A 22,331-nucleotide genomic window follows, 5' to 3' on the forward strand; every position below is an offset into this window, starting at 1 on the left:
ACTATCCATGACCTCTCTGACCGTAATGTGAGATTCATAGAGGCTCTCATTTTTCCAGGCATGTGCAGTTTCAACAAAGAATAGCCATTAACCAAGTGGCGATTTCAGGCTGAAATTAACTGCAATTTACATTTAAAAACAATGATTTAATAGAACATTATACTGGCGGAGGCTTTTGCAGACAAAAGTTTCGCAGAGGGAGCTACGCATTATCCTCAGGGAGCGAGTTATGGAGAAGTTAAATCTCAGGTTACTGGTTACTAATGAACCAGCAGAAAAATACGTGCTTGCATTAACACTATTTTTTCAGTGAAGGCTGACATCGATGCAAGTTGATTATTGTTGTATCAGATTAAATTCGCTTTTGTCATTCATTGTATTCCAGCCGGCTAACTCATAATTTTCAGCTCTGACTACATGACAACATAATATGGCGATTTCAGGCGCCAGCAAGACTGGGAAAACTCTATAAAACCAATAATAATCATAAGCTTAAACAAGAACCACCTTGCTCCGGGCTGGCGATTTCAGCCTGAAATTCATGATTCTGCATCCCCTTTAATTGCTCTCAGGCCCAATAAAAAAGCCAGCGTTAAGCGCTGGCTGATTGGTGTGAGGTTGATTCAACGGTTAAGGTATTTCTTGAGCGTTTCAGCGATGACTTTATCAAGCTCTTCCTGCAACTCTTTTGATTGCCGGTTAAATTCATAACTAAACATACGACCGCGTACCTTTTTACGGGCAAAGCGATCTTTATCAGCAAATGACCATAGCGCAGTCGCCTGCGTTTTGTCTTTTTCCGGTTCTTTCATCAGCGTCTGACTTCCCTGTCGAATCAAACGCAGAATGTGATTTTTAAGCTCATCCTCAGCCAGCCCGTCACGGGCGCAGACGACATCAATTTCTCGCGAGATCGATTTAATCAGGGCATCTGTGCTTTGTCCGGACTCACTCAATTTGTCAGCAGCCTGAAGCAGTGCTTTGTAGTCGGGATAGGTAAGCTCAGCCTGATTAGGAAAGAGTGCAATTAAATCTGACGGCACACTGGCGGCCTGAAGCGCACGTGTGACTTTCGCTTGTGATAAGCCCTGGTTTTCAGCGATTTCTTTCTGCGACAGACCGCCATCTTTAAGCGTTAACAGTCGCATTCCCACTTCACGCAAATTGTGTTCGCGAGCACTCTGAATATCCTGTGCCAGTCTGCGTGCTTCATCCGGCGTAATTGCAGCATCAGTAACCAGCACGTCCAGCCCGGTTTTACAGATAAGCGCGGCTGCACGTCTGCGAGAGCCATCAAGGATTTCTATGCGCTCATCACGCATTACGCCAATAGCCGGGAAAAACTGCTGCAGCTTGATGGTACGAATAATGTCGCGCAGTGAGTCAGGTGTCAGTCCTGTTTGATCGCGGCCATTCGTTTCCATCGTGACGAATGTCTTACTTTCAACATCACTTGCCGCAATACGTTCAAAACGAAACTGGGCGCGCTTGCCCGTTGCCAGTACAAATGTCTGGTTATGCTGGCTGTCATTCGTGTCATTTTCCAGTGGAGTCTGGCTGAAGGTTCTGCCAATCGTAATTCTTTTTGCGCTCATACAAACCTCAGTTCAGGCGAATAAATTCGATACGGTCGAAGACGGCTTTTGCAAAATCCTCTGCCGCGGAACGTGCATTCTTCAACGCTTCGCTGCTACCGACATAGGTTGACGGATTGGCTGAGATAACCGTATCAAACGATTCACCGCAACGTTCGAACCCATCTAGGCGGGGTAGGGCGGCATCAAGCATATCCCCGCCAAAAATCTCTTTTGCCAGGCTATGGCAGAGTTTGTGGTCAGCTTTATTAGAGAGCTTTGACATAAAGCCAATGTTGCCCTGCAGGCGACAGGTGGCGCCGGAGTCTTCGATAATCGCAATCAGTTCCGGCAAACGTGTCAGGTATTTTAATGTTGAATGGAAGTCAACCTGAGCGGGTGGCACCGGCGTCATCAGGAGATCTGAAGCGGCAATCGCATTTTTCAGGAAAGCATCAAGATGTGGGCCGCTGTCGATAAAGATGAAGTCATAATCTTTTTTAAGTTTGGCAATCACATTGTCGTACAGCACGGCATGGACGTTCTGTTCTGGCAGATGCTCAGCACAAAGCTGGTCCCAGCTTGAGGCGATGAAAGCATCATCAATTGACGCGGGCAGCACATCCACGCCAGGGATGATCGACGGAACAATAAATTCATTAACCAGTTCATCACGGGAGACGTTTTGCAACATCGCCTGTGCGGCAGTGGCTTCTACCAGCCCAACGGAACGCTCGTGATTCAAAAACATGGTTGCCGATGACTGCGGGTCGAGGTCAATAACCAGAATGCGTAAATCTTCATATAAGAGATGAGGATGGGCACGAAGCGCATGGGCCAGTGAAACCGTAGAGACGGTTTTGGAAACGCCGCCCTTGAGATTACCCACAAAAATAGTGAAAGCATCACTATGACGATCCCGGTATTTCGGCACGCCACGATGATGGTAGATATCGATAATATTCTGAATCGACATGGCATATTTAACAGAAGAACCGGCAGCCCGTTTATCAAACTGATAACCGCTCTCTTCCATTTCATTCACCGCGTAATCGACGCTGGCACGGGTCAGTTTGGGCAACTTTGCTAACGCCGCTTTGGCATAGACCTGATAGTACGTATTTTCATGCAGTTCCTGCTTCTGCGCCTGAATCTGGTCTGTAAGGCTAAGAAGCATGCGTTCTGAACGCTGTGCAACTTTCATCACCTGTTTGTCATCGTTAGCCATGGTTGCTCCAAACATGTAGGATTTATGACTTTATACAGAAATCCTGCACGTGAGGCAATAAATTATCATCTCAACATGATATGCGTTTTTATGTGAGTACACGGATTTTGGTGAGCTTCATCACATTATTGATTCTGTATGAATAGCCTTTGCAGATAAAATTTGCAGAGCATTCACTGTAATCAGCAGATCATTCACTGTAGTGAGCAGATAAACAGGGAGTGGAATACGAAAACCTGATGCAAAACGAGAGCAGACGAGTTCAGGGTATCTCTCAATACTCACTAAGCGTTCACTGTAATCAGCAAATCCACGTCATATCAGATGATTTGTGAGTCAGTCATGAGCTGTATTTTAAAGAGATTAGTGGGTACGTAGCCAGTTGCGCCACCCACTATGCTGAGTTTTAACGTTGTCTGTATAAACGTTCACTGTAATCAGTAGCATTGCCCCGGTGTGAGTCTTACCAAAGAAAACGTTCACTGTAATCAGTAGGTGCGTCTGTCAGGTGTCAGCGTGAAAGAGTAGGGCGACATAAACGTTCACTGTAGTCAGCAATATCCGGCTATTTAAATGTGAGTGGGTCATAAAGCATTGGGACCAAATGAAAGGCCAGACATCGCCAAATTCCAGGCCAGAGTAGGTCGGTGGTGAAGAGGATAAGGGTTCGTCTGCGTTCACTGTAATCAGTAAATCCTGACTGAAGCGAACGACATTCACTATAGTCAGTAGACACAGGAAGGACTTCACAAACATTCACTGTAGTCAGTCGAGAGTGCGCGTTCTTACAGCGCCAACCGGTGCCCAGCCGTGACAAACAAACTATGACTTTCAACGTGTACGCTATGACTGACAAGCCTGGAGCAGGCGGTCCTCTGCTTTTGTACATCAATAAGGGCATGACTCTTGTGACGTAACATTCACTGTTATCAGTAGCCGACGCAACAACTCGTCTATTCTCTCAACAAAGATTCACTGTATTCAGTAGAACGTTCACTGTAATCAGCAGGACGTCGCTGCTCAATCATAGCAACCTGGACTGCCCTGAATGGGGCTTCAGGTATAAACGTTCACTGTAATCAGTAGACCAGATGGCAAACGGGATGGCAGCAATGCGCAGGAAAGAGGACGATGCCAGCCTGCATATATTCACTGTAATCAGTAACAGTGTCACGTTGATCAACAGCCTGGCCTGTCCATCATCACTGACTGGGAGGCACGATCCCGCGATGAGCCTGAGTGGCACAACAGAGTACTAACATTCACTGTAATCAGTAGCGTTTACTGTAATCGGTAAAAGAGAGACGTGCCCTTAGCCTGAATCCATACATTCACTGTAATCAGTAAACAGGTCAAAGACAGATACTAGCAATAAAGTATGTAAGTACACACTTATTCTAAAGGCCTTATAAATAAACGAGTAGAGAGTTGCAGGCTAACATCGGGGCACGGGTCATCACATAGCCTTTACTGATTACAGTGAACAATACTGATTACAGTGAATGCCTGAGGAGTACTGATTACAGTGAAGGGTGAAGTGAGGGAAGCAATGTCATCCTGCTCAGAGGAAGTGACACTGCCACGCAGGCATGCTGATTACAGTGAACGTCAGGCGTTAATCTTCAAACTCGATCTCATCCAGCGAATCAATGCTCTCCAGATTACCGATACCATCAAGCTTAGGCGTGCGACTGTGAATAATGAAAAACACAGAGCGGCCGCGCTTCACTTCTGAATAATCCAGATAACCGATCTCTTTTAGCTGCTCCATCGCGCGCCTTACCACGTGGTTCTGCGTAGTGGTCTTTGAACCGAGGTTAAGACGCATACGCAAACGTGCAAGGGAGATGGGTGCCGGATTGGTCGGCAGACTCTCCAGGAAGGTGTAGAGCGCCTGCGCAGACTCTTTACGCTTGAGGCGGGAGATGGCCCGGAGCTGAAGCAGTACTTTGTGGTCGAAATTATAAAGTTCGAACAGCTTAGGATCAGCCTGAATGCGGACGATATCTTTTTCACGGTCGTAATAAGCAGACTGCACCAGGTGGGTATGATACGCCTTGCCATTGCCTTCAAAGGAGAGGGTATTGGTCGCAATACGTCGTAGCGAGGCATCAAGGCGTTTTCGTAGCGCAGCAGAAGAGTTAGCAGAGGGAATGCCGCACATCTTCACAAAATCAATAAACGGCAGGGTGACCGTGTCGCCTTTGGTCGGATAACGCGAGAATGACTGAATAATACCTGCCCAGGTTTTGAAATCGTTATCCATATCCAGCCGCGCGCCGGTAATGGTAATCTTTTCGTAACCCTCCGCTTTCACCAGCGTCAGGTTCTTTAGCTCTTTCGTCGCATCTGTTGAGGCCATCGCCCCGGATTTCCCGCGAGCGGTCGATTTCAGCGTTGGCACAAAGAGCCCGAGACGCATTAATGCGACGGGCTGAACGGTATTATTCTTGTTGGGATGAAGCTGGATAACTTCACCACTGTTTTTTGTCACAGACAGAAAAGGTTCTAGTAACGCTTTGTTTTCGTTGTCTTTATCTGCCATGGCGTAAGATCTTCATTCTGTGGATGAAAGGGATCGTTTTCTGACTACAGTGAACATTAGCACTGTTTACAGTGAACATTCTACCTGGTACAGTGAATAAAGTACTGATTACAGTGAACACTTTACTGATTATAGTGAACACGATCACCCTTTTAGCCCTTGGTGGGCGCGGCCTGCGACGATCGGGGATCTCTTAGGATCTCTCTATGATCTATTAAGGATCGTCTTTTAGGATCTGGTCACTGTATAAGTGGAAAACTGCTTCAAAACGTAATCTTCGTACATGTTATTTATCAGCAAATGATTGTTAGCAATTAGCAGATTACTTGACTGAATCTTCGCACCACAAATTCCAGATTCTCATATAATAAACAACTTCCTCACTATTATTCATTTTTCATCATCAACTACAGCGCGTATCGTCTCTCCATCACTGACAGAATGAGGAAAACGGCACCATGACTGAACATGCCCTATCACGTAACCCCGCAACTGGTGAAATTCTGGCACGCTATCCACTGCAAAACCCGGCAGAGCTGGAGCAGACGCTTGAAACCAGCGCATCAGCTTTTGCCACATGGAAACACAGCAGCATGACCGATCGGGTTCGCGTATTACGCCAGCTTGGTGAGCAACTGCGTCTGCGAGAGCCTGATCTTTCCCGTATGATCACAACGGAGATGGGAAAACCCATTTCGCAGGCACGCGCTGAAGTCCTTAAATGCGCCAACTTATGCGACTGGTATGCTGAGCATGGCCCTGCAATGCTGGCCGACCAGCCCACCCAGATTGCTGATGCATGGCAACGATTCCGTCCCATCGGGGTGATCCTGGCGGTGATGCCATGGAATTTCCCACTGTGGCAGGTTCTGCGAGGCGCAGTGAGCATGTTGCTGGCAGGTAACACCTATCTGCTGAAACACGCGCCTAACGTCATGGGCAGCGCCACACTGATGGCTGAGCTGTTCAGCGCAACCGATCTGCCAGCGGGTGGCTTCAACCTGGTCAACGTCGACAACGACTGTGTCTCAGTCGCCATCAAAGATGATCGTATTGCTGCCGTCGCCGTAACCGGCAGCGTACGGGCTGGCGCAGCCATCGCCGCACAGGCAGGTGCAGCATTGAAGAAAACCGTGCTGGAATTGGGCGGATCCGATCCCTTTATCGTGCTGGCAGATGCCGATCTTGATGAAGCGGTTAAATCTGCTGTCATTGGGCGTTTCCAGAATACCGGGCAGGTCTGCATGGCCGCTAAACGCTTTATTATTGAAGCGCCAATTGCAGAAGAGTTTGAAAAGCGTTTCACGGCCGCGGTTCAGGCGCTCACCATGGGCGATCCTCTGGATGAAAACACCTTCCTGGGCCCAATGGCTCGCGCCGATCTGCGTGACGAACTGGATGGACAGGTTAAAGCGACACTGAGCGAAGGCGCACGTCTGGTGCTGGGTGGTGAAAAAGTAGCAGGGCAGGGTAACTACTATGCGCCGACCATTCTCGCAGATGTCACCAGTAACATGACCGCATTCAGACAGGAGCTGTTTGGCCCGGTTGCAGCCATTGCTGTGGCACGGGATCCTCAACATGCACTGGAGATCGCCAATGACAGTGAGTTTGGCCTCAGTGCAACCGTCTGGAGCGGTAACGAAGAGATTGCCGATCAACTGGCGCGGCAGCTGGAGGTTGGTGCGGTGTTTATCAATGGCAACGGCGCGTCCGATCCGCGCGTTACCATCGGTGGCGTGAAGAAAAGCGGCTACGGCCGTGAGCTGTCGCACTTTGGTGTGCACGAATTCTGTAACGTGCAGACCGTGTGGAAAAACCGCCGCTAGTTCTTACTGCGCCGATGGAAGATAAGCGGGCGCTGCTTTAGCGACCGCACTGAGCGGACGCAGCAACCGATCCGGTGCAAACGCACTCAGCATCGGTGACGCTGTGCCGCTCAGCATCTCCTCAGCCACCAGCCTGCCCAGCAACGGGGCAAGGGTCATTCCGCTATGGCTGACCATCAGATAAACGCGTGCTGACGCGCTGATGTAGCCTGTTGCCGGTAAGCCATCAGCCGGACGCGACCGCTGTCCTGTTTCAATCCGCTCAATTCTCGCACCTTCCGCGTTTCTAAACAGCCGACGTAATCGGCGCAGCATCTCTTTACCGATCAGTCCATCCGGCGAGACCGGCCGTGCCGGATCGGCATGCTGATCCAGATCCAGCGCCTGCAGCATCAGGCGGCCGCCGCCATCCGGCCGTACATTCAGTTCCGGGGTTATCAAATTGCATTTAAGTGGGATCGGCAGAGGCTGCGTCTGCGCCAGAAAACTACAGGCAACAGGATCGGCGCGATTTGCATCGGTCATCGCCAGTTCAAGCCCACATTGACTCATGAGTTCCGGTGCCCAGCGGCCAGTCGCCAGTACCAGCTGATCGCCACGCCATTCATCACCACTGGCCAGTGTCAGATGCACATCCCGATTTGTTTCAGTCAGCGTTGTCACTTCATTGTTGCAGACCAGCTGTCCGCCACTGGCGCGCAGGTCCGCCAGCAGAGAGGCGATAAACAAGCTCGGATAGAGCAGGCACTCCGACGGGAAAAACCATGCGTGCTGAATGCGGGGATCGAGCCGCAACGCGGGCAGAGCATCCAGAAGTGCGGCGCGGCTACGTTTTTCAACGGGATAATCAAGCGTTGTGAGCTTTGCTGCGCGTCGCGCCAGCTGGCACAGGGACGATTGATCGGCTGCCCACTCCAGCGTGCCGGTTTCCAGCAGCCATTGGGGTGATGCAGGATGACTGGCCTGCCAGCGCTTGTGCTCTTCTATCGCATGGGCATTCAGATCATGGTAGCTGGTGGGTTCCTTGCCGTTGGCATTAACCCAGGCATAGCTGATTTGACTGGTTCCGCTGCCAGGATAGTTTTTATCGAAGACGGTGACCTGCGCGCCCCGTCGCGACAATGATTGCGCGACGGCTAAACCCAGCACGCCTGCACCGATTACGGCAATACGTTGTGGCATATCTGGTCTCTCCTGAACAGGGATGAGTGGAAAACTGCTTCCCGCCGGGTCGTTTCACTATTGCGAAGTCGACAAAGGACGTCAACCGCAGCTTCAGATAGTGGCTTCATCAAACCAGTCAGGCACAGGATCGGGCAGATTGATCCACTGCTCAGGGCCCGCAGCCATCTCATAGGGTGTCAGCAGTGCGTGGTCGAGCGCGGAAAGAATGCGCTTTTCATCCATTTCAATGCCGATAAAAACCAGCTCCTGGCGCGCATCGCCAGTACCTTCCTGCCAGTGTTCAGCGATGAAATTGAGAGTATCCGCATCCTGTGGCCAGTCCATCCGCGGCACACTTACCCACCAGCGCCCGGCATAACCCTGACGAGCCACAGCGCCCGCCTGCGACCACATCGCAGCATAGTCAGGCCGGCTGGCGAGCCAGAAGTAGCCCTTAGAACGGATAACACCGTCAAGCTGGTGATTAACAACTTCCCAGAAACGCAGCGGATGGAACGGACGGCGGGCGCGATAGACAAAACTGCGAATGCCATACTCCTCCGATTCCGGTTGATGCTCACCGCGCAGAGTCTGCAACCAGCCTGGTGCCTGTGCTGCACGATCAAAATTAAAGCGACGGGTATTGAGCAGGCAATCGAGCGGAACCTGGCCAAACTCACTGTTCACAATAAGGGCATCTGGATTGAGCGCACGCAGCATGCCCTGCAGTTCATGCAATTGCGTCTGGCTGAGCAGATCCGTTTTGTTCAGTACCAGCAAATCACAGAACTCAATCTGATCTACCAGTAAATCAACCACAGAACGCGTATCCTCCTCGCCCAGTGACTCGCCGCGGGACTGAAGATCATCGACTGAACGATAATCTCGCAGAAAATTGAAGCCATCTACCACGGTAACCATGCTATCCAGACGCGCATAAGCCGACAGACTTTCACCTTCTTCATCTTCAAACGTAAAGGTTTCAGCAACCGGCAGCGGTTCAGAGATCCCGGTAGACTCAATTACCAGATGATCGAAGCGACCGGCCTGCGCCAGACGTTTCACCTCCAGCAGCAGGTCTTCTCGCAGCGTGCAGCAGATGCAGCCGTTACTCATTTCAACCAGCTTTTCATCGGTACGTGACAGCTGTGCGCCGCCGTCGCGCACCAGCGCAGCGTCGATATTAATTTCAGACATATCATTGACGATGACCGCAATCCGCCGTCCTTCGCGGTTATTAAGAATATGGTTGAGCAGGGTGGTTTTACCGGCACCGAGAAAGCCAGAGAGAACGGTAACCGGCAGTCGGGGATCCTCGGATGTCAGGAGGGAGAGTGGCATAGTGTTACCTGTCAGTAGTGATTAATATATATGTTATAACATAACATTAATCAGCCTCTTTTCAATCGCGATTTCTGTTCCCCTGTTTGATAATGAAAATAGTTAAAAAGAAGGAGAAGTGATGCAAACACTCACTCTGGTGCCGCGTCTTGTACCGGACGTCAGAAGCGGCGTGAAAACCTCAACGATACGCTGGCAGGAAGGTGATGTCGTCACCGGTCCACTGAAACTGGTCAATCAGGAGGATGCAACCGACACGGTAATTGTATGGGTGACGAGGATCGAAACGATGCGCCTGAATCACATCGCCGCACGGCTGGGGAAGGAGGCTGAATGGCCGGATGCGGTGCTGCTGGCGGGGATGCGCGAACACTATCCAGAGATCAGTCTGAGCAGTGAGGTGCAGCTGATCACACACCTCACGCCCGCCGAAACTCAGGTAAAGCTCGCCGAACGCTAATTAACTGTGCTCAATGACCAGCAGTGCCAGCGTATCGGCTTCCAGTGCCCGGAAGATATGGAGCTCATCGCCCGGATAGGTAATGTAATCACCCACATCAAGCTCCACAGCACTCTCTACCGGACCAACCAGCGCACGCCCTTTGGCAATAATAATATGCTCAATGGTATTGGGGATGTGAGGCTGTGAAATGCGTTCGCTCCCCGGCTGGACCTCCAGCAGATAAATATCACGCCGCACGCCGGGTGGGCAGGATGCCAGCAAAACGGCCTGATAATCGGCCAGATCGGCGGTAACCGACAGACCTTCTCCACGTCGTATCACCTGCAGGCGACGTGCATCAGGTTCCAGCAGACGAGAAAAGGGAATATTCAGCGTCACGCACAACGACCACAGCGTCTCAATGCCCGGATTACCATTTCCCGCTTCCAGTTGTGACAGCGTAGATTTGGCGATCCCTGCGCGGCGTGCTACTTCAGCCAGTGACAGACCTGCTCGCTGACGTTCACGCACTAAAGCGTTAGCAATAATGCTGATAGGGGTATTCAAATGCACTCCCGAAACTCAAAGTGTTTTTTATATCGAACATAACGTTCATCTTGTAAATCGCCGTGGCGATGTTCATTATATCGGATTATACGTTCATTATGAGACAGAGTGATGCGTTTTCCGCAAATGCAGTTGCTGGACAAAGGGGTAATTAAAGCGATTTTCCTGGTCTGCCTGGCTGATGGGATCGTCGGTTTATCTTATGGCTCGCTGGCCTCCGCCGACGGATTTCCGCTCTGGGTGCCACTGGCGCTCTCAACGCTGGTGCTGGCGGGGGCGTCAGAGTTTCTGTTTATTGGCATTGTGGCCGGTGGCGGCAGCCCCTTTACCGCCGCCGCTGCGGGCTTACTGGTGAACGCGCGTCATCTGCCGTTTGGTATTGCGGTAAAAGATCTGGTAGGAACGGGCCCGCGGGGTTGGTTTGGCTGTCACATCATGAACGATGAAAGCGTGGTATTCGGAATCTCTCAGCCTCAACTGGCTCAGCGTCGTAGCGCTTACTGGCTGTGCGGCATCGGCATCGGCTTTATCTGGCCTGTCAGCGTGATGACCGGCGCGGCGATAGGGCAGTTTATTCCTGATGTCTCGGTGATTGGGCTGGATGCGGTATTCCCGGCCATTCTGATTGCCCTCATTTTTCCCGCGCTGCGACAGCGACGAACCCGGATCCCTGCCACTGTCGGGGCGTTACTCTCGCTGCTGGCGACGCCACTGGTTCCGGCGGGCATGCCGGTGTTGTTCTCACTGCTGGGCCTGCTGACATGGAGATCGCGCAAATGACGCATCAGGGAATGATCATTGCCGGCATTGCTATGCTGGCCGCAGGGACGTATCTGATGCGTTTCGCAGGCGTCAGGCTGGGAAACCGTCTGCCTGTCAGCGAGCGCACCCAGCAGATACTCTCTGACGCTGCCACTGTCTTGCTGCTGGCGGTAGCTGCGACCACCACGTTGTTTGAGGGGCACCATTTTGCCGGTGTGGCTCGTGTGGCTGGCGTAGGCTTTGCGCTATTACTGGCGTGGCGTCGGGCTCCGCTGATTGTGATTATTCTGGGGGCGGCGGTGATGACGGCGCTGTTACGTTTCCTTGGCGTATCCTGATGCTGATTTGTCCTGTGGCTGCTTAACTGCGTCCCGTCCAGGATTGCTATCTGCATGGGCATAACGGCATGATGAGGGTTTATCACCTGATCGGAGTTCACCTATGAATCGTCCGTTACAGATTGGCCTTTTACTCTTTCCTGATGTCACACAACTCGATCTAACCGGTCCCTGGGAGGTGTTTGCGCGCACGCCCGACACCAGTTGTCATCTGGTCTGGAAAGATCTACAGCCAGTGCGTTCCGATCGAGGCCTGTCTGTATTGCCCACCATGACGTTTGATACATGCCCGCAACTGGATGTGATCTGTGTGCCCGACGGACCGGGTCAAATCGCCCTGATGTCAGATGACGTTACGCTGAAGTTCCTTCAAAAGCAGGCCACTCAGGCACAGTGGATTACATCGGTCTGTACCGGGTCGCTGGTGCTGGGAGCTGCCGGATTGCTTAAAGGATATCGCGCGACCTCGCACTGGAGTTCCATCGATCAGCTGGCCTTGCTGGGTGCGGATCCGGTCAGTCAGCGGGTGGTGCGTGACCGTAATCGCATCAGCGGGGCAGGTGTGACCTCGGGCATCGATTTTGCCCTGACGCTGGTGGCAGAAATCGCAGGTGACGCAGTGGCGAAAGCGGTTCAGCTACAGATGGAATATGATCCACAACCGCCATTCACCAGCGGTTCCCCTAAGACCGCACCGCCACAGGAAGTCGAGCAGGCAAAGGCGAAGATGGCGGCGTTTATTGCTACGCGCCGGGCCGCAACCAGGCTTGCCGCACAGCGACTACAGGCTGATCAGCTCCCGGATGCCGGGAATACGCAATAGCAGCAGTAAGAGTGACATCGAAAGGAGCAATGTCAGGGCGATAACCCGTAATTTATCGCCCGGCGTCGGGATGTGGATCGCGGCGGTCTGCAAGTTAATCAGCACTGTCCCATCACCCGGTTTCTTCAGTAAAGATAAGCTGCACCATAAGCGCCTGGAAAACCTGGCATTTCGGTTTTCACTGCGTGGATGATTTACAGGAAGCACTGATTACCGGCAGAGAAGCGATCTATCCCGACTGGTTTTTTAACCGTAAGTCAGCCAATCCACATCGCATCGATGCGGCGGCCCGTCATGAATATCTGCGTGTTTTTCAGCAACCCGGCGCATTGCGGGCTGGGTTGGCTTTTTACCGGGCCTTTGCGCAGTCGGCAGAGCCGAATCGCCAGCGTGCGCGAAAAGGTAAACTGGCTGTACCACTGCTGGCAATTACCGCCGATCAGGGATCGATTCCTGATATGGCGACACCGTTACGCGCCGTTGCGCACCAGGTTAGCAGTCAAATTATCCTTAACTGTGGTCATTTTATTCCTGACGAACAACCGATGAAATTAGCGGAAATACTGGCAAACTTTTTTACTCACACCACGAATAAATGCGAATTAACGCCTCTGTAAATAAGGGAAAGTAATAGTGTGCAGCGGATTATTAATATTCTTGCTGATCCGCTGCTATCTCATACGCCTTTCCAGTAAATATGTCTATCTTATTGATTTTAAATCACTAACTGTGGGTTATTCCGCGTTGCTTTCTGAGTCGTGCTGTGAATAAATAAACCGTCATTATCATCCACCTTCAGGATGAGTTAAATAAAACCGTCGGCAGCAGACTGCCGATAGCATATTGCCGGGGCTGCGATGAATCAGGAAAAGGCACGACTGGCCGGAGAAATTAAAGCCGGAGTTTATGAACTGGAATCGCAATTAGTGGCGATTCGACGTGATATCCATGCGCATCCTGAATTAGGCTTTGATACGCTGCGCACAGCCAGTCTGGTCACCGACTATCTGCAGGCGCTGGGACTTCATCCCCGCACCGGTGTAGGTCGCAGCGGTGTGGTGGTGGATATCGACGGTGCAGAGCCGGGCAAAACATTGCTGTTGCGCGCCGACATGGACGCGCTGCCAATCCAGGAACAGACCGGTTTACCTTTTGCCAGCCGCTATCCTGGTAAAATGCACGCCTGCGGTCACGATATTCACACTGCGACGATGCTGGGTGTGGCAACGTTATTACCACGCTATCGTCAGCAGCTTAAAGGGCGCGTCCGGCTGATTTTCCAGCCTGCAGAAGAAACACCCGAAAGTGGTGCTGAAGCGATGATCGCGGACGGCGTAGCGGAGGGCATCGACTGGGCTGTCACTTTGCATAACAAGCCTGAACTGGCGGCGGGGGAAGTTGCCCTGACACGCGGTGCCAGCACCGCCTCCAGCGACGAATTCGATGTCACGGTACACGGCGTATCCACACACGCGGCACGTCCGCACATGGGCACCGATCCAATACTCGCCACCGTGCATCTTATCACCCAGTTGCAGACCATCATTTCTCGTGAACGCGATCCTGCACACTCTGCCGTCCTGACTATTGGGCACATTCAGGGTGGGACTACCCACAATATTATTCCTGACAGCTGTCTGTTCCAGGGCACCATCCGCACCAAATCGCCAGAAGTGCGTGCTGCCATGGAAGCCTCATTTAAGCGGATGTGCGAAGGGGTGGCGCTGGCACAGAACGTGCGCGTGGAGGTTAACTTCCAGCGTGGTGTACCGCCATTAATGAATGACGATCGCCTGATTGATTCACTGGAAGAGATTCTGTCGCATCAGTTTGATAAAGCGATCATCGCGCAGCCCAGCGCCAGCTTTGGCGCCGAAGATTTTTCACTGTTCACCGAACGGGTTCCGGGTTGCCAGATCCATATTGGTTCGGCCACGCCAGGCCGGGACGATCATCTGCATAATTCCGATTATCAGCCTGATGAACGAAGCATTACCGCCGGGACGCAGGCGCTGACCCGCCTTGCAATTGATTTGCTCTCTTAATAATAAATAAATGAGGTTTCTATGATGATGCGCAACCGTCTGTTCACGGCTTCTCTGACCGTGGCACTGCTCGCCACTTCCGCATTCAGCCAGGCGAAAGATTTCGGCACACTGAAGTTTGCTACCGAAGCGGCCTATCCTCCGTTTAACCAGACTACGCCGAGCGGTAAAATCGTGGGCTATGAACCGGATATGGTGGCGGAACTGGCAAAGCGTGCAGGCTTTAAATATGAAATCATCGCGCAGAAATGGTCGGGCATGATTCCTGGCCTGATCGACGGTAAATATGATGCAGTGGTCGACGCCGTGACTGTGACGCCAAAGCGTGCTGAAGCGATCGATTTCACCCATCAGTACACCGTCAGCGTCTCAAGTTTTGTGACCGCCAAAAAAAGCCCACTGGCCACGCTGCCAGGCAGTGGCACGGTTGTGACGGCGGATGATGCCGCTGGCATGAAAAAAGCGATCGACGATCTGAAAACCACCTTTAAAGGAAAAACGATCGCGGTACAGGTTGCCACCATTCAGGCGGACTTCCTGCAAAAATATCTGGGCGATGTCGCCACCATTCGCACGTATCAGGCCGGTCCTGAAACCTTCGCCGACCTGATGAATGGCCGCGTCGATGCCGTCATGGCTTCACGTACAAACCTCAACGCCTTTGTGAAAAAACACGCTGATGCAATTAGTAGCAGCGGCTATGGCTTCTCCGGTGGCGTGCTGGGTGCGGGATCGGCCATTGGTCTGCGTAAAGGCAACAGCGAACTGCAGCAGGCGCTGAATCAGGCGCTGGACTCGATGATCAAAGACGGAACGCTGAGCAAACTGTCGATGAAATGGTTTGGCGAAGATGTCGCGCCAAAAGCGTAACCACTGATGCTGATGAATATTGACTGGCAGATACTGGGTTTCGGGGATGAGGGCTGGGGTGGCGTGCTGCTTAGCGCCGCCGCCGTCACTGTCAGCGTATCGCTCTGCGCCTGGCTGCTGGGTGCGGTGCTGGGCAGCGTGCTCTGCTGGATGCAGATCGCCGGTTCGCGCTGGCAGCAGAGACTGGCGGCAGGCTACATCACACTGTTTCGCGGCGTGCCGGAACTGCTGGTGATCTATCTGTTCTACTTCGGTGGACGGCAGGTCGTTTCCACCGTGGGCACCGCGCTGGGATTCCAGGGACCGTTCGATGTGAACGGTTTTGTCGCGGGTGCGATCGCCATCGGGCTGATCTCCGGCGCCTATCAAAGTGGTGTGTTTCGCGGCGCGTTCTACGCCATTCCGGGCGGTACGCTGGAAGCCGCGACGGTAACCGGCATGGGGCGGCTGATGATGTTTCGACGCATTATCGTGCCGCAGGCGTTACGCACTGCGCTGCCGGGCATGGGCAACCAGTGGCAATCTGTTATCAAAGAGTCGGCGCTGGTCTCTGTCACCGGACTGGTCGAAACCATGAATCAGGTTTCCACGGCAGCCAACTCCACCCAAATGTCCTTTTTCTTCTACAGCGTGGGTGCGGTGATCTACCTGATTATCACCACCTGTTCCGATATGGTTTTCCGCTACGTGGAAAAGTTTGCGATGCGCGGTCAACAGCGCGTGAAGGGGTAAGGAGTCCACGTGGATATGATGTTTTTACAGCAGACGCTGGTGGCGTTGCTGAAAGGATTACCGCTGACTATCAACCTGGCGCTGCTCTCGCTACTGGGCGGGGGCGTGCTGGCGCTGCTGCTTAATCTGCTGCGCATGACGCGCGTCGGCAGTTTTTTCTGTCGTTTCTACGTCTGGCTATTTCGCGGTACGCCGCTGCTGATCCAGATTTTTATGGTCTATTACGGCCTCGGCAGTTTACCGGCGGTGCGTGAAAGCCTGTTCTGGCCGCTGCTGCGCGATCCTTACTGGTGTGGTTTGCTGGCGCTGATCCTCAACGATGCGGCGTACACCTCGGAGATCCTGCGTGGCGGGCTGCGCGCGGTCAGTCAGCAATCCCTGGAGGCTGCCAAAGTCTCGGGCATGTCGTCCTATAAGATCTTTACCCGCATCACCTTACCGATTGCGATTCGACAGGCGCTACCGGCTTACAGCAATGAAATCATCTCGATGATCAAAGCAACGTCACTGGTCAGCACCATCAGCCTGATGGAGATGACCGGCATTGCCGACTCCATCGTCTCTTCCACTTTCCGGGCCCTCGAAGTATTCCTGAGCGCAGCGGTGATCTACCTGATACTCACTATGCTGGTGAGTAAAGGCGTCTCGATGCTGGAACGACGCTTATCACCTTACTATTTTGGAGCACGATCATGACCGCACCTACCATCATGCTGAGTCATCTCAGAAAGAGTTATGCGGGACACGAAGTGCTGCATGATATCAGCCTGACCGCGCAGGATGGCGATGTGATTTCGCTGATTGGTGCGAGCGGGTCGGGCAAAAGTACACTGTTGCGCTGTATACCGTTTCTTGAAGTGCCACAGGCGGGCGAAATCGCGGTCGGGGAGGTAAACGTTACGCTGGATAACGCCGATGAAAAACTAAGTCGCGAGCAGCGCCGCCGTATCAAGCTGATGCGGATGCAGCTCGGCTTTGTGTTTCAGAGCTTCAACCTGTGGCCGCATAAAACCGTGATGCAAAATATCATCGAAGCGCCGGTTCATGTGCAGAAGCGCAGTCATAAAGAGGCGATTGAAGAGGCGGAAGCGTTGCTGCATAAAGTGGGACTTTATGCAAAACGTGATGCCTGGCCGTCCCAGTTATCCGGCGGCCAGCAGCAGCGCGTGGCAATTGCCCGGGCGCTGGCGCAGCAGCCAAAAGCAATCCTGTTTGATGAACCAACCTCCGCGCTGGATCCGGAGCTGGTGGGCGAGGTGTTACGGGTGATCCGCAGCCTGGCCGAAGAGGGACGCACCATGATTATCGTGACGCATGAAATGGGTTTTGCGCGTGACGTTTCGAACAAAGCGGTGTTTCTGCATCAGGGCATGATTGAGGAGTCCGGTTCGCCGGAGCAGGTGTTCCTTGACCCCATCTCGCCACGCTGCCGAACCTTCGTGAACAGCCACTTTGAGCGTAATGCAGGCTAGAGCAGCAGGGGAACGTATTACCGCTAAGCCGCGTGTCTTAAAATCAGAAAACCCCGGAAGCATTTCCGGGGTTTTTTTCAGCCAGGCTGGGTGATTCAGATGAGCCTGTAAACGCAATATCCTGAAATTAAGGATTGAAAACAGGGCGGCCCGCTTCAACCAGTGCCTGCCACTGCTGATAGCTGGGACGGTGCTGGATGTTTGAATACCACGCTTTCAGAGCAGTACATTCGTCTGGCACAGCAAGGTTCACCAGAGCCGCGAAGATCATGCCGCCGGTTACGGCGATGTCGGCCATTGTAAACGTATTGCCCGCGACATAAGGCTGTGAGCGTAAAACGGCATCGAAATAGTGCATGCCACGGATGGCCTTTTCACGCATCTTCTCACCCCATTCCGCATTCTGATAGAGCTCAACCTCTGGCCCTAATCCTGCGGTGGCATGGTGGAAATAGACGCTGACCGCATCAAGAAATTCGATTTCAGCCCGTTTGGTCATCATATGGATAACGCCTTTTTCTACCGGCGTGACGCCCGTCAGAACAGGGTTTTCATCCAGCACGTCCAGATATTGCGTAATCGCGGTGCACTCTGCGATCAGCGTTCCATCTTTCAGCGCTAATACTGGCAGGGTTCCTGAGTAGTTTATGGCTAAAAATTCGGGCTTTTTATGCTCACCTTTCCACAGATTGATCGGGATAAATTCCACCTGAGAAAGTAATCCCTTTTCCGCCAGGGCAATTCTGACCCGTGCAGGATAAGGGCCATTATACCAGTCATAGATTTTCATCGAGGGGAGAGAAGAAGCTTCAGATGCATTGTTGATATCAGTCATGGTTAAGTTACCTACCTGTCAATTGGTAGATTGATTGTGGCGGTGAATGGTTATTCTGTCAACCCCTGTCTACCAGTTGGCAGGTAAGGTTTTTTTCTTTACAATGGGACTCCACATCTTTAAGGAAAACAGGATTATGAGTCTCAACGCACGTGAAGCTATTCTGGCAGCCGCAAAGAGTGCTGCTCAGCATCATGGCTATAACGGGATTAATTTTCGCAGCATCGCTGATGAGGTGGGGATTAAGAATGCCAGTATCTATTATCATTTCGCCAGCAAAGCCAACCTGGGGGCCGCCGTCGCTAACCGATACTGTCAGGACACGGCGCAGAATTTAAAAACCATCCGCGAACAAAGTGCGTCACCGGATGAGGCGCTGCAGCGTTATCCGCAGATTTTCCGTATGTCGCTGGAAGATGCCAACCGGCTCTGTCTCTCCAGCTTTATGGCAGCGGAATATGACGATCTGCCGGAGGAAGTGAAGCGCGAGGTGCAGTGTTTCGTTGAGGCGAACGTTGAGTGGCTGACGCAGGTCCTTAATGAAAAGGAACCTGATAATACCGGGAAAAATGCTCAGCGCGGACTGGCGATCTACACCGCAGTGGCCGGTGCGCAATTAATTGCCCGCACGCGTCAGGATATTAACCTTTTCGATAGCCTGATTATGACCTATCAGGAGACCGGCCTGATTCCGCTGTCGCGATGAACATTATCCTTCAGGCACATAAATCGACATCTTCAGCGAGGGCGCATCATTCGACATGAAGCTGGAATAACTGAAATTTCGCTTCACGCCATCCTTGCCTGTCAGGCATTTTGTCCCGGAGACGGGAGCAGCTATCACATGCTCGTTCCACCATTCGCTGAATTCCTGACACTCGCGCTCAAGCCGGCTAATGAGTGATGGAAATGCGGGGATGTGCGCATTTCGATCGTAGTCAGCATGAAACAGGCCCAGCATTCTTTGGGCTTCTTTATGCCAGGTGTCTCCGAACAGGGCACGGGCCTCAGCTGTGGTCAGCATGAAAATCAGGATGTTCCTGTCTTTGACCGATAACTGGCCGAAGTCGGTGATCAGCTCTGCAGCAGCGCTGTTCCATATCAGCACATCCCAGTGTGCGTTAGTGACGTAGGCGGGCTCGGCTAAGCTCCGAATCAGTTTGATTACGCCCTCCGGAATAACGCCGTCGTTCTCAGTCTCTGTTTTCCGGCGAGTAAGCGACTGCAGATGCAGCACCTCGACCTTATCAAGCTCCAGTGCCCGGCCCAGCGCGCTGACGATCCGGTCTGAGAGCGTGTCTACCCGGCCCTGTTCGATTTTTGTATACCATTCTGTACTGATGCCAATTCTTGCTGCGACCTCTTCGCGCCGTAATCCCGGCGTGCGACGCCTTTCACGGGTTCTTAAATCCCTGCTGTCAGGCTTGATCCTGGCGCGGCGCGAACGCAGGAAATGACTTAATTCACTTTTTGGCTGCATGAGTTAACCTGGTCGTGATTTATACCCCTATAAAACTAGTCTATTTTCGCCACCGTTAAGCCCTTTTATAGTCGTGTTCTCTACAGCAGAGGAGAGGTAACACTATGAAAGCAGCTGTACTCGAATCATTCGGTAATCCACTCAGCATTCAGGATGTCCCGCCGCCGATCCTCGGAACAGGGGAGGTGATCGTGGATGTTGTATCCGCTCCCGTTCTTTCCTACGCCAGCGAAGTATTCAGTGGCGCCAGAAGATATCTTTTACCTCCACCGGTTATTCCTGGGTGTGGGGCCATTGGCCGGGTGCGCGAAACAGGGCCCGATGCTGCATGGCTTAAACCGGGTGACTGGATTTTTTGCGATCCCACCGTCCGATCAAGAGATAACGCGCAGTCGCCTGAAATCGTGTTACAGGGCTGGAGTGCACGGGGGGAAGGCGGACAAAAAATCCAGCAATACCATCTGAATGGCAGCTTCGCTGAACAGATTCGTGTGCCCACTGAAAATGCTGTGGCAATGGGTGATATCGATCCTGCTGAAGCCGCTGCATGGTGCGCCATCAATACGTTACTGGTGGCCTATGGTGGTTTACTGGCGATGGAACTTAAAGCCGGTGAGAACTTACTGGTTAGTGGGGCCACCGGTAATTTTGGCAGTTCAGCCGTGCTGGCTGCCCTCGCCATGGGAGTCAGTAAAGTCATCGCGCCCGGACGCAACCCGCGGGTTTTGCAGGAGCTCAGGAAACGGTTTGGCTCGCGGATTGAAACCGTCACGCTCAGCGGTGTCGCTGATGAAGATATTTCTGCAATGAAAAGTGCTGCGGAGGGTCCCATTGATGCGGTGCTGGACTTGCTCCCGCCTTCAGCTCCGGCATCCGCGGCGCGCAATGCCATTATGTCGGTGAGGCCCTATGGTCGCGCGGTGCTGATGGGGGGCGTCGGCATGCTGGGTGGGGATGATCTGGCGCTGCCTTATCCGTGGATCATGCGCAATCTCATCACCATTAAAGGACAGTGGATGTATGAACCTCAGGCTGTGTACACGCTCGTGGGGCTGATCCGGGCAGGATTACTGGATCTCAGCCATTACGCGGTAACGGAATTTGCACTGAGTGATATTAATCGCGCCATCACGCATGCCGCTGAAAATAGCGGTCCCTTTAAGCTGACGGTGATCCGCCCGTAACGGTTTCAGAGAAAGCCTGTTGCTTACTTTTAGCTGCGCTATTCATTTACGCTCAATAACGACGCCTCATGGACTAACCCCCATTAAATGTCGAGTGATTTATAATTTCTGCGCAACTGAATGCGCCAGGGAATCCCGGTAAATAACAGAGTCGTAGTCGTGACTACCCATGGCAGCTAAATAACAGTAACAGGAAATTCAGTCAGGTTCAGGCTTAATTACACTGAATCACTAAAATGTGGTTAGTCGAAGACACCATTGATGACGGCGGTTACGATAGCGGTGCTCAGAGCAATAAGCACCAGGTCATCTCCTACGGCTCTCCACTCGTAGCCAGGATAATAGGGCAGTTCATTTATCATTGATGGAGGCAACGTTTTTTTGGCGATACCCGGCGGCAAAGGTTTACCCCGCGCAACTTTTTTAGCTATTCCCGGCGGCAAAGACTGATAGCCGACAAGGCCATAATTGACGGCAAGGTTACGTGCAAGAGAGTAGTTGATATCTGACCCGACGTGATCGGGTCGTCCAGGGTTCTTACGATTTCCATGTTTGTCTTTCGCACCCGCATTACCATGCCCCTTGTTTCCGTGCTCTCCGCTTTTGCCGTTATTACCCTGGGTTCCGCTATTACCATTACCCTGACCGCCACCACCGTTGCCGTTGCCCGGATTTGCAGAAACTGGTGCAGCAAGCACGGTACAGGATATAACCACCGCAAATGCGGCTTTTAAAGCGCGAGATTTGATCATGTTATCTTTCCTTAATATTATTCAATATTCTGAACCAGGACATTAAAAAGCGATGTAAGGAGGTGACATGAGTTCAACCTCATCACATTATTATTCCACCTGTTCATTATTACCCAGCATTAAACGGTCGACAAGCGCATAGCAATCTTAAGAATTGTCTCAAAAAAAATCCTAAAAAGCTGTACCGTTTTTTGATATTTTGTATGAATTTCATGCTGAAGCCTTTGCTTGTAATAGATAAAAATCCGGCTTTAAGCGAGGCGGAATGCCTTTTCATTATTTTTATAATGCTGCAATTCACTGTATATATTTGCGATTACCTGAAATTACTACGACGCTTAATAACTC

General features: G+C 52.1%; 22 protein-coding genes. 13 read left to right on the forward strand and 9 right to left on the reverse strand.

From position 1 onward, the window contains the following. Positions 1–623: 623 nt before the first annotated feature. From Q7C21_RS03865 to Q7C21_RS03875, 3 genes are all read right to left on the reverse strand, one after another. Positions 624–1,595, reverse strand: coding sequence for a ParB family protein (locus tag Q7C21_RS03865; protein WP_375150413.1), 972 nt, complete (start codon positions 1,593–1,595; stop codon positions 624–626). Positions 1,596–1,602: 7 nt separating this feature from the next. Next, positions 1,603–2,802, reverse strand: coding sequence for an AAA family ATPase (locus tag Q7C21_RS03870; RefSeq protein ID WP_003855844.1), 1,200 nt, complete (start codon positions 2,800–2,802; stop codon positions 1,603–1,605). A 1,615-nt stretch (positions 2,803–4,417) separates the two neighbouring features. Beyond that, positions 4,418–5,347 (reverse strand): RepB family plasmid replication initiator protein, encoded by a 930-nt coding sequence (locus tag Q7C21_RS03875; protein ID WP_003855845.1) that lies wholly within the window; start codon positions 5,345–5,347, stop codon positions 4,418–4,420. A 458-nt stretch (positions 5,348–5,805) separates the two neighbouring features. On the opposite strand from Q7C21_RS03875, the gene Q7C21_RS03880 reads away from it, so the two are divergent. After that, a complete protein-coding gene (locus Q7C21_RS03880) occupies positions 5,806–7,176 on the forward strand; it encodes an aldehyde dehydrogenase family protein (RefSeq protein WP_375150414.1) in 1,371 nt (456 codons plus the stop codon). Between the two features lie 3 nt (positions 7,177–7,179). Here the strand turns inward: Q7C21_RS03880 and Q7C21_RS03885 are convergent, their stop codons facing one another. Further along, the gene (locus tag Q7C21_RS03885) at positions 7,180–8,358 is read right to left on the reverse strand and encodes an FAD-binding oxidoreductase (protein WP_008924458.1); all 1,179 of its coding nucleotides are present in this window, start codon (positions 8,356–8,358) and stop codon (positions 7,180–7,182) included. Positions 8,359–8,451: 93 nt separating this feature from the next. Continuing rightward, entirely contained in the window at positions 8,452–9,681 is a 1,230-nt protein-coding gene (gene zigA, locus Q7C21_RS03890) for a zinc metallochaperone GTPase ZigA (protein ID WP_039661758.1), read from the reverse strand. A 121-nt stretch (positions 9,682–9,802) separates the two neighbouring features. Here zigA and Q7C21_RS03895 point away from each other — a divergent pair, with 121 nt between their 5' ends. Further along, entirely contained in the window at positions 9,803–10,141 is a 339-nt protein-coding gene (locus Q7C21_RS03895; RefSeq protein WP_008924456.1) for an ASCH domain-containing protein, read from the forward strand. On the opposite strand, the gene Q7C21_RS03900 is transcribed toward Q7C21_RS03895, so the two are convergent. Continuing rightward, entirely contained in the window at positions 10,142–10,690 is a 549-nt protein-coding gene (locus Q7C21_RS03900; RefSeq protein ID WP_003855850.1) for a helix-turn-helix domain-containing protein, read from the reverse strand. Positions 10,691–10,801: 111 nt separating this feature from the next. On the opposite strand from Q7C21_RS03900, the gene Q7C21_RS03905 reads away from it, so the two are divergent. The 9 genes from Q7C21_RS03905 (at position 10,802) to Q7C21_RS03945 (ending at position 17,732) form a co-directional block, all read left to right on the forward strand. Further along, positions 10,802–11,470: an AzlC family ABC transporter permease gene (locus Q7C21_RS03905; protein WP_003855851.1), complete on the forward strand. Its 669-nt coding sequence runs from the start codon at positions 10,802–10,804 to the stop codon at positions 11,468–11,470. Next, on the forward strand, positions 11,467–11,790 hold the full coding sequence (locus tag Q7C21_RS03910; RefSeq protein ID WP_003855852.1) for an AzlD domain-containing protein: 324 nt from the start codon (positions 11,467–11,469) through the stop codon (positions 11,788–11,790). Before Q7C21_RS03905 ends, Q7C21_RS03910 begins: the two co-directional genes overlap by 4 nt. Positions 11,791–11,893: 103 nt before the next feature. Next, positions 11,894–12,613: a DJ-1/PfpI family protein gene (locus Q7C21_RS03915; protein WP_375150415.1), complete on the forward strand. Its 720-nt coding sequence runs from the start codon at positions 11,894–11,896 to the stop codon at positions 12,611–12,613. A 185-nt stretch (positions 12,614–12,798) separates the two neighbouring features. Then, complete coding sequence (locus Q7C21_RS03920; RefSeq protein ID WP_375150416.1) at positions 12,799–13,230, forward strand: alpha/beta fold hydrolase; 432 nt, start codon at positions 12,799–12,801, stop codon at positions 13,228–13,230. 240 nt (positions 13,231–13,470) lie between these two features. Continuing rightward, positions 13,471–14,658, forward strand: coding sequence for a M20 family metallopeptidase (locus Q7C21_RS03925; RefSeq protein ID WP_375150417.1), 1,188 nt, complete (start codon positions 13,471–13,473; stop codon positions 14,656–14,658). Between the two features lie 21 nt (positions 14,659–14,679). Continuing rightward, the gene (locus Q7C21_RS03930; RefSeq protein ID WP_375150418.1) at positions 14,680–15,528 is read left to right on the forward strand and encodes a transporter substrate-binding domain-containing protein; all 849 of its coding nucleotides are present in this window, start codon (positions 14,680–14,682) and stop codon (positions 15,526–15,528) included. 6 nt (positions 15,529–15,534) lie between these two features. Continuing rightward, on the forward strand, positions 15,535–16,260 hold the full coding sequence (locus tag Q7C21_RS03935) for an ABC transporter permease subunit (RefSeq protein ID WP_312545038.1): 726 nt from the start codon (positions 15,535–15,537) through the stop codon (positions 16,258–16,260). A gap of 9 nt (positions 16,261–16,269) precedes the next feature. Beyond that, complete coding sequence (locus Q7C21_RS03940; protein WP_039661765.1) at positions 16,270–16,956, forward strand: ABC transporter permease; 687 nt, start codon at positions 16,270–16,272, stop codon at positions 16,954–16,956. Beyond that, positions 16,953–17,732 (forward strand): ABC transporter ATP-binding protein, encoded by a 780-nt coding sequence (locus tag Q7C21_RS03945; protein ID WP_192377977.1) that lies wholly within the window; start codon positions 16,953–16,955, stop codon positions 17,730–17,732. The genes Q7C21_RS03940 and Q7C21_RS03945 overlap by 4 nt, the downstream gene beginning before the upstream one ends. A 127-nt stretch (positions 17,733–17,859) precedes the next feature. On the opposite strand, the gene Q7C21_RS03950 is transcribed toward Q7C21_RS03945, so the two are convergent. Next, a complete protein-coding gene (locus Q7C21_RS03950) occupies positions 17,860–18,567 on the reverse strand; it encodes a glutathione S-transferase (RefSeq protein WP_312041126.1) in 708 nt (235 codons plus the stop codon). Between the two features lie 136 nt (positions 18,568–18,703). Between Q7C21_RS03950 and Q7C21_RS03955 the strand changes: the two genes are divergently transcribed. After that, positions 18,704–19,273 (forward strand): TetR/AcrR family transcriptional regulator, encoded by a 570-nt coding sequence (locus Q7C21_RS03955; protein ID WP_375150419.1) that lies wholly within the window; start codon positions 18,704–18,706, stop codon positions 19,271–19,273. A 3-nt stretch (positions 19,274–19,276) separates the two neighbouring features. Here Q7C21_RS03955 and Q7C21_RS03960 read toward each other — a convergent pair whose 3' ends face one another. Next, on the reverse strand, positions 19,277–20,047 hold the full coding sequence (locus Q7C21_RS03960) for a helix-turn-helix transcriptional regulator (protein ID WP_375150420.1): 771 nt from the start codon (positions 20,045–20,047) through the stop codon (positions 19,277–19,279). Between the two features lie 104 nt (positions 20,048–20,151). Here Q7C21_RS03960 and Q7C21_RS03965 point away from each other — a divergent pair, with 104 nt between their 5' ends. Continuing rightward, positions 20,152–21,231 carry a zinc-binding dehydrogenase gene (locus Q7C21_RS03965; RefSeq protein WP_375150421.1) on the forward strand — a complete coding sequence of 360 codons (1,080 nt, stop codon included), beginning with the start codon at positions 20,152–20,154 and terminating at the stop codon, positions 21,229–21,231. Between the two features lie 242 nt (positions 21,232–21,473). Here the strand turns inward: Q7C21_RS03965 and Q7C21_RS03970 are convergent, their stop codons facing one another. After that, a complete protein-coding gene (locus tag Q7C21_RS03970) occupies positions 21,474–21,983 on the reverse strand; it encodes an anti-virulence regulator CigR family protein (protein ID WP_039661775.1) in 510 nt (169 codons plus the stop codon). Positions 21,984–22,331: the final 348 nt, after the last annotated feature.

Origin of the sequence: Pantoea sp. ANP04, assembly GCF_041982285.1 — a bacterium.
Lineage (GTDB): Bacteria > Pseudomonadota > Gammaproteobacteria > Enterobacterales > Enterobacteriaceae > Pantoea > Pantoea eucalypti.